Annotated in this window: 15 protein-coding genes; 14 read left to right on the top strand and 1 reads right to left on the bottom strand. The window is 38.9% G+C overall.

Annotation, left to right across the window (positions count from 1 at the left end):
• Positions 1–15 precede the first annotated feature (15 nt).
• From B3P23_RS12530 to B3P23_RS12505, 6 genes are all read left to right on the top strand, one after another.
• Entirely contained in the window at positions 16–1,170 is a 1,155-nt protein-coding gene (locus tag B3P23_RS12530) for a glycosyltransferase family 4 protein (protein ID WP_293926478.1), read from the top strand.
• Positions 1,171–1,176: 6 nt separating this feature from the next.
• Positions 1,177–2,058 (top strand): glycosyltransferase family 2 protein, encoded by an 882-nt coding sequence (locus B3P23_RS12525; RefSeq protein WP_293926475.1) that lies wholly within the window; start codon positions 1,177–1,179, stop codon positions 2,056–2,058.
• Positions 2,059–2,088: 30 nt separating this feature from the next.
• Positions 2,089–3,267 (top strand): glycosyltransferase family 2 protein, encoded by a 1,179-nt coding sequence (locus B3P23_RS12520; protein WP_293926472.1) that lies wholly within the window; start codon positions 2,089–2,091, stop codon positions 3,265–3,267.
• Between the two features lie 11 nt (positions 3,268–3,278).
• Positions 3,279–5,120 carry a PAS domain-containing sensor histidine kinase gene (locus B3P23_RS12515; protein WP_293926469.1) on the top strand — a complete coding sequence of 614 codons (1,842 nt, stop codon included), beginning with the start codon at positions 3,279–3,281 and terminating at the stop codon, positions 5,118–5,120.
• Positions 5,117–6,175: an endonuclease/exonuclease/phosphatase family protein gene (locus tag B3P23_RS12510; protein WP_293926466.1), complete on the top strand. Its 1,059-nt coding sequence runs from the start codon at positions 5,117–5,119 to the stop codon at positions 6,173–6,175. The genes B3P23_RS12515 and B3P23_RS12510 overlap by 4 nt, the downstream gene beginning before the upstream one ends.
• 167 nt (positions 6,176–6,342) lie before the next feature.
• Positions 6,343–7,473: a hybrid sensor histidine kinase/response regulator gene (locus B3P23_RS12505; protein ID WP_293926463.1), complete on the top strand. Its 1,131-nt coding sequence runs from the start codon at positions 6,343–6,345 to the stop codon at positions 7,471–7,473.
• Positions 7,474–7,528: 55 nt separating this feature from the next.
• Here the strand turns inward: B3P23_RS12505 and B3P23_RS12500 are convergent, their stop codons facing one another.
• Complete coding sequence (locus tag B3P23_RS12500; RefSeq protein WP_293926460.1) at positions 7,529–8,464, bottom strand: UDP-glucuronic acid decarboxylase family protein; 936 nt, start codon at positions 8,462–8,464, stop codon at positions 7,529–7,531.
• Between the two features lie 191 nt (positions 8,465–8,655).
• On the opposite strand from B3P23_RS12500, the gene B3P23_RS12495 reads away from it, so the two are divergent.
• From B3P23_RS12495 to B3P23_RS12460, 8 genes are all read left to right on the top strand, one after another.
• Complete coding sequence (locus B3P23_RS12495; protein ID WP_293926457.1) at positions 8,656–10,038, top strand: nucleotide sugar dehydrogenase; 1,383 nt, start codon at positions 8,656–8,658, stop codon at positions 10,036–10,038.
• Positions 10,039–10,147: 109 nt separating this feature from the next.
• A complete protein-coding gene (locus B3P23_RS12490; RefSeq protein ID WP_293926454.1) occupies positions 10,148–10,651 on the top strand; it encodes an ArsR family transcriptional regulator in 504 nt (167 codons plus the stop codon).
• A gap of 27 nt (positions 10,652–10,678) precedes the next feature.
• Positions 10,679–11,971: a nucleotide sugar dehydrogenase gene (locus tag B3P23_RS12485; protein ID WP_293926451.1), complete on the top strand. Its 1,293-nt coding sequence runs from the start codon at positions 10,679–10,681 to the stop codon at positions 11,969–11,971.
• Positions 11,972–11,993: 22 nt separating this feature from the next.
• Complete coding sequence (gene rfbB, locus B3P23_RS12480) at positions 11,994–13,046, top strand: dTDP-glucose 4,6-dehydratase (protein WP_293926449.1); 1,053 nt, start codon at positions 11,994–11,996, stop codon at positions 13,044–13,046.
• Between the two features lie 47 nt (positions 13,047–13,093).
• Positions 13,094–13,642, top strand: coding sequence for a dTDP-4-dehydrorhamnose 3,5-epimerase (rfbC, locus tag B3P23_RS12475; RefSeq protein WP_293926447.1), 549 nt, complete (start codon positions 13,094–13,096; stop codon positions 13,640–13,642).
• Positions 13,639–14,505, top strand: coding sequence for a dTDP-4-dehydrorhamnose reductase (gene rfbD, locus B3P23_RS12470; RefSeq protein WP_293926444.1), 867 nt, complete (start codon positions 13,639–13,641; stop codon positions 14,503–14,505). The genes rfbC and rfbD overlap by 4 nt, the downstream gene beginning before the upstream one ends.
• Positions 14,506–14,509: 4 nt before the next feature.
• The gene (gene rfbA / locus B3P23_RS12465; RefSeq protein WP_293926442.1) at positions 14,510–15,370 is read left to right on the top strand and encodes a glucose-1-phosphate thymidylyltransferase RfbA; all 861 of its coding nucleotides are present in this window, start codon (positions 14,510–14,512) and stop codon (positions 15,368–15,370) included.
• A gap of 10 nt (positions 15,371–15,380) precedes the next feature.
• A complete protein-coding gene (locus B3P23_RS12460; protein WP_293926439.1) occupies positions 15,381–16,730 on the top strand; it encodes a lipopolysaccharide biosynthesis protein in 1,350 nt (449 codons plus the stop codon).
• Positions 16,731–16,735: the final 5 nt, after the last annotated feature.

Raw genomic sequence — 16,735 nt, 5'->3', positions numbered from 1 at the left:
TCCGATTTATCCATTATGAAAAAGAAACTTAAACTTGCTTACATCGTTCCTGGGATATTTTATCCCAGTGGTATGGAACGGGTATTGACAGCCAAAGTCAACTATTTTGTCCATTATTTTGATTACGAAATCCATATTTTTGTTACCGATGGAAAAGGGCTGGAGCCCTATTATCCATTAGATGAAAGGATCCATTTACATCATTTGGACATTAATTTCGATGGTATTTTTAGGTTCTCACTTTTCAAACGGTTACGCTTATATATAAAAAAGCAACGGCTTTTCAAAAAACGGCTGGAAGCACAATTAACGGCCTTACGTCCTGATATTACGGTGTCCTTGTTGCGGCGTGATGTCAATTTCTTAAATGATTTAAAAGATGGTAGCCTTAAAGTTGGCGAGTTGCATTTCAATAAACTTGTCTATCGCCAATTTACCGACCGTCGTTTTCCAGTTTTTGTCCAGAAAGCGATTTCGTCTGTATGGCAGATGCAGCTGCTAAAAAATTTGCGTAAACTAGCAGCTTTTGTTGTCCTGACACATGAAGATGCCGGCTATTGGCAAGGTCTTGACAATATCTCGGTCATCCCCAACCCTTTATCCTTTTATCCCGTTCAGGCTGCCGCATTAGAGAATAAACAAGTGATTGCTGTGGGTCGGATGACCTATCAAAAGGGTTTTGATATGCTTATTGAAGCCTGGAAGACTGTATCGTCCAAACACCCCGATTGGATTTTGAAGATCTATGGAGGCGGAGAAAAGGAAGCGTATCAGTTGCAGATTGACAGGCTCGGGATCGGCGCAACTTGTTTTCTGGAAGACGGTACCGATACGATTGGAGAAAAATATTATGAGAGTTCGATTTTTGTTCTTTCCTCGCGATATGAAGGGTTTCCTATGGTTTTGGGCGAAACTATGGCTTATGGTGTCCCTCCTGTATCGTTCACCTGTCCATGCGGCCCCCGTGATATTATTGTCCATAAGCGCAATGGTCTGTTGGTCGAAAATGGTCATATTCCACAGCTGGCCGATCATATTTGTTACCTGATAGAAAATGAGACAGAGCGCAAAATAATGGGCCAAAATGCCCGAAATGACGTTCAAAAATTTGATATTGCACCTATTGCTCTTCAATGGCGCACTCTTTTTGAATCTTTAAAACCAATTTAGCATACGATGATGAATAAAAAGATGAAGTCTCCTTGGTATCAAAAATATTTATCAGCCTACAATGTTTCTCCCAATGAGGTGCCGACGGCTGTCATAGATCTGATCGCTAGCCAGTTAAAACAGCAGCAGAGTGAGCATCCGCTCGTTACAGTTTCGGTCATTGCTTACAATGAAGATAAAAATTTATGGGCTTGTTTATGGGCTTTAAGCGATCTTTCATCACGATACCCCATCGAAATTATAGGGGTTAATAATAACTCCACCGACAGCACAGAAACTATTTTTAAGCAGTCCGGGATACCCTATTTCAACGAAGTGCAAAATGGCTGCGGATTTGCAAGAAAATGCGGACTAGAGCATGCTAGGGGTGCGTATCACATGAATATTGATGCCGACACCTTATATCCTGTTGACTATGTCAATATCATGATCGGTCATTTAGAGCAGACCGGAGTAGTTGCAGTGAGCTCCACTTGGGGGTATGTCCCCGATAAAGAGCATACCGCATTTTCATTGTGGCTCTATGAGCGCATGCGTGATATCTTTTTATACTTGCAGTCTATAAAACGGCCAGAATTGAGCGTTCGTGGGCTGGTATTTGCTTATCGTACCGCTTTAGCACAAGAGATTGGCATACGCACCGACATCAAACGTGGCGAGGATGGCTCACTGGCACTGGGGTTGAAAAAATTTGGTAAAATTGTTTTTGTTCGAAATAAAAAAGCCAAGGCGATTACGGGGTATGGTACGATCAGTGCAGACGGCTCCCTATGGAATAGCTTTAAGATCCGGTTTATAAATGGCATTAAAAATATACCACTAATCTTTTCTAAAAAAGATCAATATCAAGATGAAGACTCAAATTTAATTGATCCCAAAAATAAATAATCTATTTTTGTCTCCTTATAGCGACCTTCTATGTTACAGTTTATATTTTGGTGCAGTTTATTGTTAGTGTTGTATACTTATGTTGGCTATGCCATCATCATTTATGTATTAGCAAAATACAGGCCTTATCAGCCTCAAGCACAGATTCATTCCGTCAACGAAGAACAACTTCCTGAGGTCACGCTTTTTATTGCAGCCTACAATGAAGCCGATATTATTGCCGAAAAAATGGCAAACTGTAGGGCCTTGGCTTATCCCAAGCATAAATTAAAGATCCTCTGGGTAATTGATGGCAGTAGTGATCATAGTGAAGTTTTATTGCAGCAGTATCCCGACGTGCAGGTCGTGAGTTCGCCCTTACGTAAGGGCAAAACTGCGGCGATCAATCATGGGATGAGTGTTGTCCATACCCCCATTGTTGTTTTTAGTGATGCCAATTGTTTTCTAAATACCGATGCCCTGACGATTATCGTCCATCAATTTAATGATCCGAGTATTGGCTGTGTATCAGGTGAAAAAAGAGTTGCCTTTACCGATGGCGATACGATATCGTCCAAAGGGGAGGGTACCTATTGGAAATATGAGTCCTTATTAAAGAAGCTGGACTTCCAGTATTATTCCGCAGTAGGAGCAGCTGGCGAGCTATTTGCGATTCGTACGGCCTTGTTTACGGTGATGCCAGAAGATACACTGTTGGATGATTTTATGTTATCCATGGGGATTGCGCAAAAAGGCTATCGTATCGCCTACACCCCAGATGCCTATGCCGTAGAGTCCGGTTCGCTCAATATGGAAGAAGAGGCAAAGCGCAAACGTCGCATTGCAGCTGGGGGCTGGCAATCCATCAACAGGCTCTTGCCCTTACTCGATATATTTACTTATGGAAAATTGAGTTTCCAATATCTGTCGCATCGCGTACTCCGTTGGTCAGTCACCCCTTTTGCTTTATTTGCCTTGTTGCCACTATCCTTCATCCTCGGACTAGGATATGTGTCACCCTATAATGTGTTTCATGTCATTTTTGCGAGTCAGGTCTTGTTTTACCTTTGCGCAGGCATTGGATATCTACAGCGCGATCATCCAAATGTGTCAAAGTTGTTTTATGTCCCCTATTATTTTATATTTATGAATATAAATGTAGTGCTGGGGATTTACTACCTATTCGGCAATCAGCACCGCGGCGGATGGGAAAAGTCACAGCGGAAATAATTTAGCAAAACATGATGGAGCAAAGAGCATTACATAACTTAAAATATTTGGAGAAGATCTTAGATCTGACCAGTGATACCTTATTCTTGATCGATCAAGATAATGTATGTGTTGATGCCATTATCAAGACCGACAATCCAATTATCAATCCTCGGACCGAGTTGATCGGCTCTAATATGCTCGATCTTTTGCCTTTATCTACTGCGCAGCTCATGGAGCAGGAATTTAACAAATGTCGTCAGACAGGAGATACCTCCAACCTGAACTACGATCTACCAACGACAGATCAGACCTACTTTTTTAAATTTATCATCCATAAGTTTGACCAGGAGCATTTGCTTTGCCAATATCGCGATATTACCCAGCGCAGCAATATGAAACATCGGCTCAAATCTGCCTTAAAAGCACAGCTTGAAGTAGGCAAAGTAGCGATGATCGGCCACTGGCGTTTTGATTGCCAAGATCAGGAGTTTTTGCATACCGGTTATTCCAATCTCTTGGGGATTAATCTGCTCGACGCCAAAATCACCTCACTGAATGAGTTATTGGCGTCCATTCATCCCGATGATCGCGAAAAGATGCGCAAATTTGTCAACATTGATTCAACCGAATTTAAAACATTGGAGTACCGCATGGTCCTTCCCGATCAGCCGATTGCGTATATCCGCGCCACAAAATATGCGAGATATTTGGAAAATGACCATACGATCATGGACGGATTTTCGCAGAATGTAAGTGACTTTATGAAAAATAGAAATGAACTGGAAATGGTGTTGGCCGTTGTTCATAATGCCCCATACAGTATTTTTGCTTGTCATACCGATGGGCAGCTGGCTTTTGCCAATAAAGCCTGCCGTCAGCAGAATGGTTTATCTGATGAAGAAGAGATTACCCATATGCTGGTGTACGAGCGATTGAAAAATTTTAGCTCAAAAGAAGAGTGGGAAGCCTTCTTTCAAAAAGTACAAGATGCGGCAGGTTATCTCCAGTACCGATGTGACATATCCTATCCTGAAATGGATATCATCGGTTCAGAATGCAGTTCCTTGATTATTAAAAATGGGAATGGCGAAGATATTGTCTGGACCATCCAGCGGGATATTTCCGATCAGATCAGATATGAAGAGCAATTGCTGCGCTCCAAAGAAACAGCGGAGGAATCTGAAAAATTGAAATCGGCCTTTATTTCCAATATGAATCATGAGATCCGTACACCCTTGAGTGCGATTATGGGATTTGGAAATATCATCGCCGAAACGCCAGATCCCGAATTGCGTAAAGAGTATGGTCAGATTTTGACCACCAACAGTAGTCAGCTTTTGCGTTTAGTATCCGACGTTTTAGAAATGTCACAAATGGAGACCGGTAAAGTTCGCTTTGAATCCGCTCCTGTATCGCTCAAAGGTATTTTCAATGAGCTGTCCTTAAGTTTTGTTCCCGATGACGATATGCCCAGTCTTTTCTTTGACATTCCCTCACAGGAGGTGGTAGCTTATCTGGATCGTGGGCGGGTGATGCAGGTCTTGGTCAATTTGATCAACAACAGTAGAAAGTTTACACCTGCCAAAGGATCAATTCATGTCGGTTATATGCTGCACGACGATACTGTTGAATTTTATGTCAGAGATAATGGTATCGGTATTGCCAAGGAGCTCCAGGAATCGATCTTTAATCGCTTTTTTAAGGTCAATGAATCGGATAAGGGCAGCGGTTTGGGTTTATCCATCTGTAAAGGTATTGTTGAACAGATGAGTGGCACCATCTCGGTCGAGTCCGAAGAAGGAGCTGGAGCAACCTTTAGAATTATGCTTCCATTAAAAACTCCAACATCATCCCAACGCGCTGCTCCATGATCAATCCTTCACAACCTCATCCTATACGCATCCGTTCCTTAATGGGCAAATCCGCCTATGTTATATTGATGCTTATCACATCGCTATCTTTTCTAGCTCTCTATATTTCGCCGGAGACTTTTGTGCTATTTCAATGGATTGGTGTGGTATTACCATTGCTGTTGTGCTGCAACCTATTTCTTTTAATTATTGCTTTGTACAAAAGGAGTTGGTATAGTATTTGTCCGCTAATTGCGATACTGGCAAACTTCCATTACTATCCACATAAGTTTCAGATGCATCAACCGGAAGAAGGGAATTTGGCTGAGATTAAATTTGCGACATATAATGTGCACGAGTTCAAAATGATCTATAACATATCTTCGATGGAACATATTGCCGAATATTTTTCTGCTCAGCAGTTGAATACTCTATGCTTGCAAGAAATACCTGCGGATTGTACGGAGGCAGATCTCAGACAGGTCTTCACCAGTATGCCGTATGTATTGACCACAGGTGGAGACGGAAAACACTTTCAGTTAGCTATTCTCAGTAAATATCCATTAGATTCTATTTCTACCATTTCCTTTCCCGAGCGTCCAAATTGTGCTTTATTTGCCGATATGACGGTCAATAGTAAAAAGATACGTATTGCCAACTTCCATTTACAGACCACCAACTGGAACCAAGTCAAAGGTACATTGCTGCACGAAGAGCATACCCAGGGCAGTTGGGCTGATGCATTAGGTGTTATTTCAAGCAATTTTAGATTTAGAGGCAAACAAGTCGATTCCCTAAGAAGCATATTGGATCGTTCTCCCTACCCGTTGATCGTGAGTGGTGATTTTAACAACACCCCAGTTTCATATGGGTACAGAATCCTTAAAGGCGATCTAAACGATGCCTATCAAGAGGCCGGAAATGGCTATGGATATACCTACCGTTATTTTATGAAACTGTACCGCATTGATTTTGTACTCTATTCGGGCACGACCATGCAAGCCCGAAATTACCGGCTAGGAGCTGTTGAATACAGTGATCACTTGCCAGTGCTGGTTGATCTTGATATAAAATGATGACTATTATAACATTTTTGAGACACAAATGGTTTGTGTCTTTGTTGATGCCAAATAATAAAAAAAAAAAGATACTTTAACAGTACCGAAATTGTTGATCTAAAATTATATTTACAAAATGATATTAGGTATTTATACGTACTATTGTGTAAGCTGCAAATTGACCTATGGAAATTGATTTTTCACTCTATAATATCCTCATTGTTGAGGACTCGGAACTAAACCTCTTTATGTTAAAAGGGATTCTCGAAAGGGAGGCTTTCAACGTGTTTTCGGCTTCGGCCGATGCGGAGGCTTTAGAAATTTTAGAAAAGGAACGAATTGATCTGATATTGATGGATGTCATGTTGGGCGATTCAAATGGTTATGATCTGACCATGAAATTGAAGTCGCTGGAGCACCACAAGCATATTCCAGTTATTTTTATTACCAACCTACGATCACCCGAAGACGTTGTGCGTGGTTTTGACAGTGGAGGTGTCGATTATGTGGCCAAACCTTTTAATAAGATGGAACTTTTGCAGCGAATTAAGCATCAGATCCGTCTCATCGCTTCAAATCAAACGATTACTAGGCAAACCGAAGAGCTCAAAGAGGCCATTCTTAATCGTGATCGCATGTATGCCATTTTAGCGCATGACCTGCGAAGTCCAATTTCTTCACTCAAGATGATCTTTAATATTTTGAGCGTTCAGACCGAAACTGCAGCAAATGGTTATAGCGATATGGTCAATACCGGAAATGATATTGCCGAACAGCTCTTTACTGTGCTGGACAATTTACTGAAGTGGACCAAGTCCAGCTTGGGTATGCTCAGCTATATTCCCCAGAAGCTGGATTTAAATGAACTGATACAAGGCGTAGCAGAAACCTTAATGCCGACCGCCAAGCTGAAAAATATCGCTGTTCAACTGGATCTACAGGAAGGCTTAGAGATCTTTTTTGATGTGGACATCATGAAAAGTATTTTACGAAACCTTTTGATGAATGCGGTCAAATTTAGCCATAACGACTCTGCGGTTACATTGAAGCTACATCGTGATCAAGAATGGGCAGTGGTCGAGATCATTGATACGGGAGTTGGGATGAGTCCTGAAATTCAGGAACAATTGCACCAGCAGATTTTCAGGCAAGGATCGGTGACACCTATGCATGATCAGGGCAAGGGGCTAGGTCTATGGGTTGTATATCATTTTATACACAGCCATCAGGGCGAGTTCTTTTTCCATTCCGAAGAGCACGTAGGATCACGCTTTGGATTTAAAGTTAAGCTGCTTACAGATTTGGGACAATCCTAGTCTTTAAAAACAAAGATGCACGGTATTTCGGATTGAGGTACCGTGCATCTGCCTATTATGCGATGCTTTTAAAATAAGCAATGGTTTTGCGGAGACCTTCCTCCAACTGGATCGTTGGTTCCCAATTTAAAGCCGATTTAGCCAGGTCAATATCCGGTTTGCGCTGTTTAGGATCATCTGAAGGTAAGGGCAGAAAGATAATTTTTGATTTCGATCCCGTTAGGGCGATCACGCGCTCCGCAAGTTCGCGGATACTAAATTCATTGGGATTGCCCATATTGATTGGACCTATCGTATCGTGGGAACTTCCCATCATTCTGATCATCCCCTCGACCAGGTCATCCACATATTGAAAACTTCTGGTTTGCGAGCCATCACCATATAGCGTGATATCTTTGTTGTTCAAGGCCTGAATGATGAAGTTGGATACGACCCTCCCATCATTGGGATGCATATTCGGACCATAGGTGTTGAATATCCTAATGATTTTGATTTTGACATCATTCATGCGGTGATAGTCCATAAACAAGGTTTCGGCACATCTCTTGCCTTCATCGTAACAGGAACGGATACCGATGGGGTTGACATTTCCCCAGTACGATTCCGTTTGCGGATGGACAATCGGATCCCCATAGACCTCGCTTGTCGAAGCCTGCAGGATCTTGATATTTAACCGTTTTGCCAATCCCAACATATTGATTGCGCCCATTACCGAAGTTTTCACAGTTTTGATTGCATTAAATTGATAATGCACAGGTGAGGCAGGGCAGGCCAGATTATAGATTTCATCTACCTCGATAAAATAGGGCATCGTGACATCATGTCGGATGGCCTCAAAGTATGGATTTGATAATAGTGGCGCTATATTCTCTTTAGATCCTGTAAAATAGTTATCCAAAGAAATGACCTCATTGCCCTCATCGAGCAATCTTTTGCACAAGTGCGAGCCAATAAAACCAGCTCCGCCCGTTATCAATATTCTTTTTTTCATGTATATTCTTTTATAAGAAGTTGAACATTACGAAGATATAGATATAGCAGTTGTCAGACAAATTTATTCCGCTTCGTATTGAAATTTAGTAAATAATTCACTAATTTCGATACATGCACGTATCTGCGGTAACCGCCTTATATTTTGCGAGTTAAAAATGGTTGCCGATGATGTTGTTTTAGTATACTTAGATGAGAGAAATTAAGAGAATAGCCTGTGTTGGAGCAGGGTATGTAGGTGGTCCGACCATGTCGGTTATTGCTCAAAAAAATCCAAATATTACCATCACTGTTGTTGATTTAAATCAGGCCCGTATCGATGCTTGGAATGACCCCGATCTAAACAATCTTCCTATATATGAGCCCGGTCTGGATGCAGTGGTCGCTGAGGCCAGAGGGCGCAATCTTTTTTTCTCGACCGATGTCGATAAAGCGATTGAAGAGGCCGACATGATCTTTATTTCGGTCAATACCCCAACCAAGACCTATGGCAAGGGCAAGGGACAAGCAGCCGATTTAAAATATATTGAACTATGTGCCCGTCAGATTGCGCGAGTCGCCAAAGACGATAAGATTGTCGTCGAAAAATCCACCCTGCCCGTCCGAACAGCAGCAGCTCTCAAGAGTATCTTGGACAATACCGGAAATGGTGTTAATTTCCATATTCTTTCCAATCCCGAGTTTTTGGCAGAAGGTACGGCTGTACCCGACCTGCACAGCCCCGATCGGGTATTGATCGGTGGAGAAGATCAGGAAGCCATAGAAGCTCTGGTGCAGATTTACGAAGCTTGGGTGCCTAGAGATCGCATATTGACCACCAATCTATGGTCTTCCGAATTGTCAAAACTCGTAGCCAATGCTTTCTTGGCACAGCGCGTATCTTCGATCAATGCCATTTCCGAACTGTGCGAAGTGACAGGAGCCAATGTAGATGAAGTGTCACGTGCCATCGGTTATGATTCGCGTATCGGATCCAAATTTTTAAAAGCATCCGTTGGATTTGGAGGGTCATGCTTCCAAAAAGATATTCTCAACCTGGTTTACATCGCCCGCACCTATAATCTCACCGCTGTAGCAGATTATTGGGAACAAGTGATTCTGTTAAACGATCACCAGAAAGATCGATTTGCGCAAAAGATCATACAGACCATGTACAATACGGTCAATGGTAAGCAGATTGCATTCTTAGGCTGGGCGTTTAAAAAAGATACCAATGATACGCGCGAATCGGCAGCGATTTATGTCGCCGATCACCTCTTGGATGAAGAAGCCGAGATCGTGGTGTACGATCCCAAGGTTTCGGCCGAGCAGATCTATCGCGATCTGGATTACCTCGGGACGCGTTCTCCGGCAGAAAACCGCCGTTTATTGACGGTTGTAAACGAGCCTCATCAAGCCCTAACAGGAGCACATGCGGTAGCGATATTGACCGAGTGGGATGAGTTTAAACAATACGATTGGGCACAGATAAAAGAAGGAATGAAAAAACCAGCTTTTGTATTTGATGGCCGCAAGATTTTAGATAGAAAGCAGCTCGAAGGATTCGGTTTTCAGTACTATGCTATTGGCGAGTGAGAAGTATTGTGTAATCTATTATTTTAAGCTAGAAGATTTTCTTTATGAAAAAAGTAGGAAAAATATATTTAAAAGAGTACTTTTGTTACTCAATTGCTGATCGATCTGAATGTTAGATAAACTTATTACTTCTAAAACCCGTCTTAAATTGCTAATCAAATTTTTTGTGTTAGCGGATAACCATGGGCATCTTAGAGGACTGGCAGGTGAATTTCAAGAATCAACAAATGCTATTCGTAAAGAATTGAATCAATTATCTGCGGCCGGATACCTAGAGCGTATTATCGTTAAGAATAAAATTATATATCGTGCAAATACGCGACATACACTTTTTGATCCGCTACAAAAATTGATCCGTACGTATTTGGGAATAGATGAAATTATAGATCAAGTGCTCGATAAGGCAGGTGATGTCTCTGAAATAAGTTTTATTGGTGACTGCGCTAAAGGAGAAGATTTAGGGATTATTGAAATTTTAATATTGGGTAAAAATTTAGATCAAGACTATCTAATAAATATAGCACATAAGATAAGCTTAAGAATAGGTAAACAAATCACAATCAAATTTAATGAACAATATAGTTTGCAGAGAATCGTTCTATTTAGAATTTAGAAAACAGTATTGATATTAAATATAGGTATGAAAAATTTTAAAATAGCGGTTATTGGACAAGGGTATGTGGGCTTTCCTTTAGCAATAGAATTTTCTTTTCATTTTTCTGTAATTGGATACGATGTAAATACCAAGCGGATAGACGAGTTAATGTCTGGGAATGATAGTAAACTGGAAGTTGAAAGCGAAAAAATAAAAAAATCTTTGGCTTTATATGAGCAGAGTCAAGGGCAAGTTGGTTATTTACCCAGTTCTGATGTTAGTACATTAAAGCAAGCAAATATTTATATTATTACAGTACCTACGCCTATAGATCGGTCGAATTCGCCAGATCTTCGTTATTTAAAACAGGCGACAGAATTAGTTGCTGGTGTTTTAAAGAGCAATGATATTGTTATTTATGAATCCACCGTATATCCAGGTTGTACTGAAGAAGAATGTGTTCCTTTGTTGGAAAAGTATTCGAACTTAGAATATAATGTTGATTTTTTCGTAGGCTACTCACCTGAACGGATTAATCCTGGAGATAAAAATAATACGTTAGTCAATGTTGTAAAGGTGACTTCTGGTTCTACAGTTGAAATTGCAGCTGAAATAGATCAGCTTTATCGTACTATCATCCAGGCAGGAACCCATTTAGCTCCTTCGATAAAAGTTGCTGAGGCGGCAAAGGCGATTGAAAATGCTCAACGTGATGTAAATATTTCATTTGTAAATGAATTGGCATTGATGTTTGATCGTATGAATATCGATACACATGAAGTTTTAGAAGCAGCCGGTACTAAATATAATTTTTTAAAATACAAACCTGGTTTAGTAGGGGGGCACTGTATATCTGTAGATCCTTATTATTTAACATATAAGGCAGAGCAATTGGGCTATGTCCCACAAGTTATCTTATCTGGACGTAGAGTCAATAATATGATTGCATCGTTTATCAGTAATAAGTTAATTAAGAAATTGGTTCTTAAGGGAAATGTCATCACTGGATCTCGTATCTTGATTTTAGGTGTAACATTTAAAGAAAATTGTGTAGACTTTCGGAATTCAAAGGTTATTGATATCATTCGAGATCTACAAGAGTTTGGTCTGAAAGTTGACCTTTATGATCCTTGGGTAGATCCACAATCTTTCTTCCATGAGCATCAACTAGAACTCATCAATGAGCTACCGAGGTCCGGTGGCTATGATGGCGTTATACTTGCTGTAGCACATGATCAATTTAAAAATATTCAACCTCGATCGTTGATAAAAGAAAATGGTGTAATTTTTGATGTAAAGGCATTTTGGGATAAGGAAGCAGTTGATGCACGCCTATAAGTATAAGACTATTTAATTCAATATGAAAGGAACAATTATCATTACCGGGGGAGCTGGATTTATTGGTTCCCACGTGGTACGTGAATTTGTAACAAAATACCCGGATTACCAGATTATCAATTTAGATGCATTGACCTATGCTGGAAATCTGGAAAATTTAAAAGATATCGAAGATTTTTCCAATTATACTTTTGTTAAAGGAGATATTACCGATCAAAATCTGATGCTGGATATTTTTAAGGAATATCAACCAGATGGCGTTATTCATTTAGCTGCAGAGTCTCATGTTGATCGTTCTATTACAGATCCGACAGCATTTGTGATGACTAATGTGATCGGAACGGTTAATTTGTTAAATGCAGCAAAGGAAATCTGGAAAGATGATTACGTGGGGAAACGCTTTCATCATGTTTCAACAGATGAAGTTTATGGCACGCTAGGAGAGACGGGTCTTTTTCAAGAGACAACGAGTTATGATCCTCATTCGCCTTATTCTGCATCTAAAGCGTCTTCCGATCATTTTGTGCGTGCGTACCACGATACATATGGCTTACCAACTGTGCTGACCAATTGTTCAAATAATTACGGCCCAAATCATTTTCCTGAAAAGCTAATCCCTTTGTGCATTCATAATATTTTAACAAATAAGCCTTTGCCAATTTATGGAAATGGTAAGTATACGCGCGACTGGTTGTTTGTTATTGATCATGCAAAAGCAATCGATTTAGTTTTCCATAACGGTAAAAATGGTGATTCATACAATGTTGGAGGCTTTAATGAATGGCAAAATATTGATCTGGTTAAAGAATTGTGTAAGCAGATGGATGAAAAGTTAGCTCGTCCTATAGGTACATCTGCAGCTTTAATTACTTATGTCAAAGATCGGCCAGGCCATGACCTACGTTATGCTATTGATGCGACGAAGATTAATAAAGAATTAGGTTATCAGCCTTCTGTAACGTTTGAACAAGGCTTATCGCTAACTATCGATTGGTTTTTAAATAATCAAGAATGGTTAGACAATGTGACTTCTGGAGATTATCAAAAATATTATCAAGGTCAATATAATGGCTAAGCCTATTTGATGATGATAGTTTATATATCTTAATATACAATTAAAGAATGAACGTTACCGAAACAAAACTCAAGGGCTGCTTTATACTGGAACCTGCGAAATATGACGATAGCCGTGGTTATTTTTTTGAAAGTTTCAATGAACAGACCTTTAATAAATTAACAGGAACAAGGACGCATTTTGTTCAGGATAATCAATCGTACTCTACACGCGGAGTATTGAGAGGTTTGCATACACAGTCAGGAGAACATGCGCAGGCTAAGTTAGTGCGGGTTTTGCAAGGAGAGGTATTGGATGTTGCGGTTGATGTCCGACCAGATTCATCAACATTTGGGCAACATGTTGCTATTAAGTTGTCCGAGGATAACAATTTGCAGTTATTTGTTCCACGTGGATTTTTGCATGGATTTGTGGTATTAAGTGATGTCGCAACATTTTTTTATAAATGCGATAATTTTTATAATAAGGCATCAGAATGTGGTGTTCATCCTTTGGATAAAGACCTAGGTGTTGATTGGGAAATTCCCCTTGAAGATATAATCTTATCTGAAAAAGACAAAGAAGCACTAAGTTTTAAGGAGAAATTTAAATCATGAAAATTGTTATCACTGGAGCAAATGGACAATTAGGTTCAGAATTACAAGATCTTTTCAATGAAAAGAGCAACTATGAATGCTTTTTTTTAGATAGAAATAAATTGCCTTTAGATCAAACGATGCTTATCCAAGCTATATTAGCACAGTATAAACCAGATTTGATTATTCATGGAGGGGCTTATACAGCAGTCGATTTAGCCGAATCTCAAACTGAATTGGCCGATAAAATTAATCACTTAGCTGCTGAACAGATTGCTGCATATTGTGCTCTTCACGGAACAAAATTAATAGCAATCTCCACCGATTATGTTTTTGATGGTCTTTCATCGGTAGCTTTGAAAGAGGATGCTCCAGTAGCACCCATCAACACATATGGATTGACAAAATTAAAAGGTGAGCAAGCTATTCAAATGCTTTGTCCAGAAGCCATCATCATTCGTACTTCGTGGGTATACTCTACTTATGGAAAGAATTTTGTTAAGACAATGATCAGGTTAATGAGTGAGCGAGATGAAATCGGAGTCATCAACGATCAGATTGGTTCGCCCACTTACGCGCGAGATTTAGCCGCAGCAATTTTAGTTATTATTGCATCGGATAAATGGCTAGGAGGAGTATATCATTATTCTAACGAAGGAGAAATATCGTGGTATGATTTTGCTGTTGCCATAAAGGAGAACAATGGTTTGACTTGTATCATAAACCCGATACCAAGTGTTGCATATACCACGCCAGCGGCTCGTCCAAGCTTTTCTTTATTAGATAAATCGAAAATAAAAGCTACATTTGGACTTACAATATCAGAATGGAAAGTTAGTTTGGTTGATATGTTAAGTCAATATAATCGTGTAACTAGTTATTAGCAATATGAAAGGAATTATACTAGCCGGCGGATCCGGAACACGCCTACATCCCTTAACTCTAGCAGTTTCCAAACAGCTGATGCCTGTCTATGACAAGCCCATGATTTATTATCCGTTATCCGTACTAATGTTAGCAGGAATAAAAGAGATATTAATTATTTCGACTCCACACGATCTACCTCATTTTGAAAAATTGTTAGGAGACGGTTCCCAAATAGGATGTAAGTTTTCCTACAAAGAGCAGCCAAGTCCAGATGGATTAGCGCAAGCATTTATATTGGGAGAAGAATTTATTGGAGACGATAAAGTAGCTTTAATACTTGGTGATAATATCTTTTATGCTTCTGGAATGTCTCAGTTATTACAAGATTCTACAGATCCACACGGAGGTATTGTGTTTGCTTACCAGGTTTCTGATCCAGAGCGTTACGGTGTGGTTGAATTTGATCAAGATAATCAGGTGCTTTCTATAGAAGAAAAGCCTAAAAATCCAAAGTCAAATTATGCTGTACCCGGGTTATATTTTTATGACAATGATGTTGTAGAAATTGCGAAAAATATCAAACCTTCTCTTCGTGGAGAGCTTGAAATCACAGATATCAATGCGGAATATCTACGTAGAGGCAAATTAAAGGTTGGCGTTTTTAATCGCGGAACTGCTTGGTTGGATACTGGTACCATTAACTCTTTGATGCAGGCAGGACAATTTGTCCAAGTGATCGAAGAAAGAACAGGAAAAAAAATAGGGGCAATTGAGGAGGTCGCTTATAGAATGGGCTATATTGACAAAAAACAATTAAAAAGAATTGCTGAACCATTGAGAAAGAGTGGGTATGGTGAGTATTTAATAAATGTAACTGAATAGATTTTTTACTGTGGCTATAAAAATTGATTTTCTTAAATCTCAAGTTGATGAGAGGAGTAAAAAATTAGGGAAAAATACACTATTGCTAATTGTATGCCAAGTCGTCGGAATAGTAGTAAGTTTTTTGATAGTTCCTCTAACTTTAAATCATTTAGGGGTTTCAGAATATGGTATTTGGATTACTTTGGTTGGTATTATAGAATGGTTTAATTTTTTTGATATCGGGTTAGGACATGGACTGAGAAATAAATATGCTGAAGCAAAAGCTAAAAATGAGTATGATGATCTGAAAAAGTATGTGAGTACCACATTCTTTATGATGTTGATAATAAGTGTCAGTATATTTTTATTATTTTCAGCTGTAACTCACTTTGTTGAATGGTCAGTAGTGTTGAATGCTCCCTCAGAATTAGGGTATACTCTTAAAAACCTATCTATAATACTAATTGGAATGTTTTGCATTAGATTTGTTGTTAATTTAATAAGTGTATTACTCACGGCAGATCAAAATCCCGCAATTCCAGCTATTATTACTGCTTCTGGAAGTTTACTGTCTTTAGGATTGATTTTAATGCTTATTTATTCTAATAAAGTAAATTTAATAACACTAGGAATATGCATGTCTATCTCTCAATTATTACCTCTTGTTTTTGCTTATTTTTATTTCTTTAAAGGTATATACAATTCAGTAACTCCTAAAATTATTCATTTTTCTAGGAAGCATTTAAATGAAATATTTTCTTTTGGCGGGAAGTTTTTTTTAATTCAGATAACGGCTTTGCTATTGTTACAATCTAATAATATTATTATTGCACAAGTTTGTGGATTGAAAGAAGTTACCTCTTTTAATATTGGGATGAAATATTTCAACGTTTTAAATACATTATTTATGACAATGGTAGGTCCATTGTGGTCCGCAACTACTGATGCATATTTTAAAAAGGATTTTGATTGGATAAAAAAGACTTATAGAAAATTTGATTTTCTATGGTATTTTCTATTTGCTTGCGGAATTATTATGTTTTTTCTAAGCGGTTTTGCTTATAAAATATGGTTAGGAAATAAGATAAGTCCTGATTATTTACTTATGATTTTATTATTGTTAAATATCTTATTTTTGATGCGAAGTACTTTATTCAGAAGTTTCATGAATGGTGTAGGTAAAATTAAATTGCAATTTCTTGTGACTTTTGTTCAATCATTATTACATATTCCTGTAATTATTTTTTTAGGAAAATTTTATGGAATTTATGGAATTGTTTTTGTCATGTTTACTTGGAATTTTATAAATTCGATTTGGGAATATAAGCAATATAAATTGATTTTGAATAACAAGGCCACGGGGCTTTGGAATAAATAGGGTTA

The sequence above is a fragment of the Sphingobacterium sp. UBA6320 genome (genome assembly GCF_002440335.1).
Lineage (GTDB): Bacteria > Bacteroidota > Bacteroidia > Sphingobacteriales > Sphingobacteriaceae > Sphingobacterium.
The sequence above is the reverse complement of the archived record's forward strand: the minus strand, read 5'-3'. Positions and strand labels throughout refer to the sequence as shown.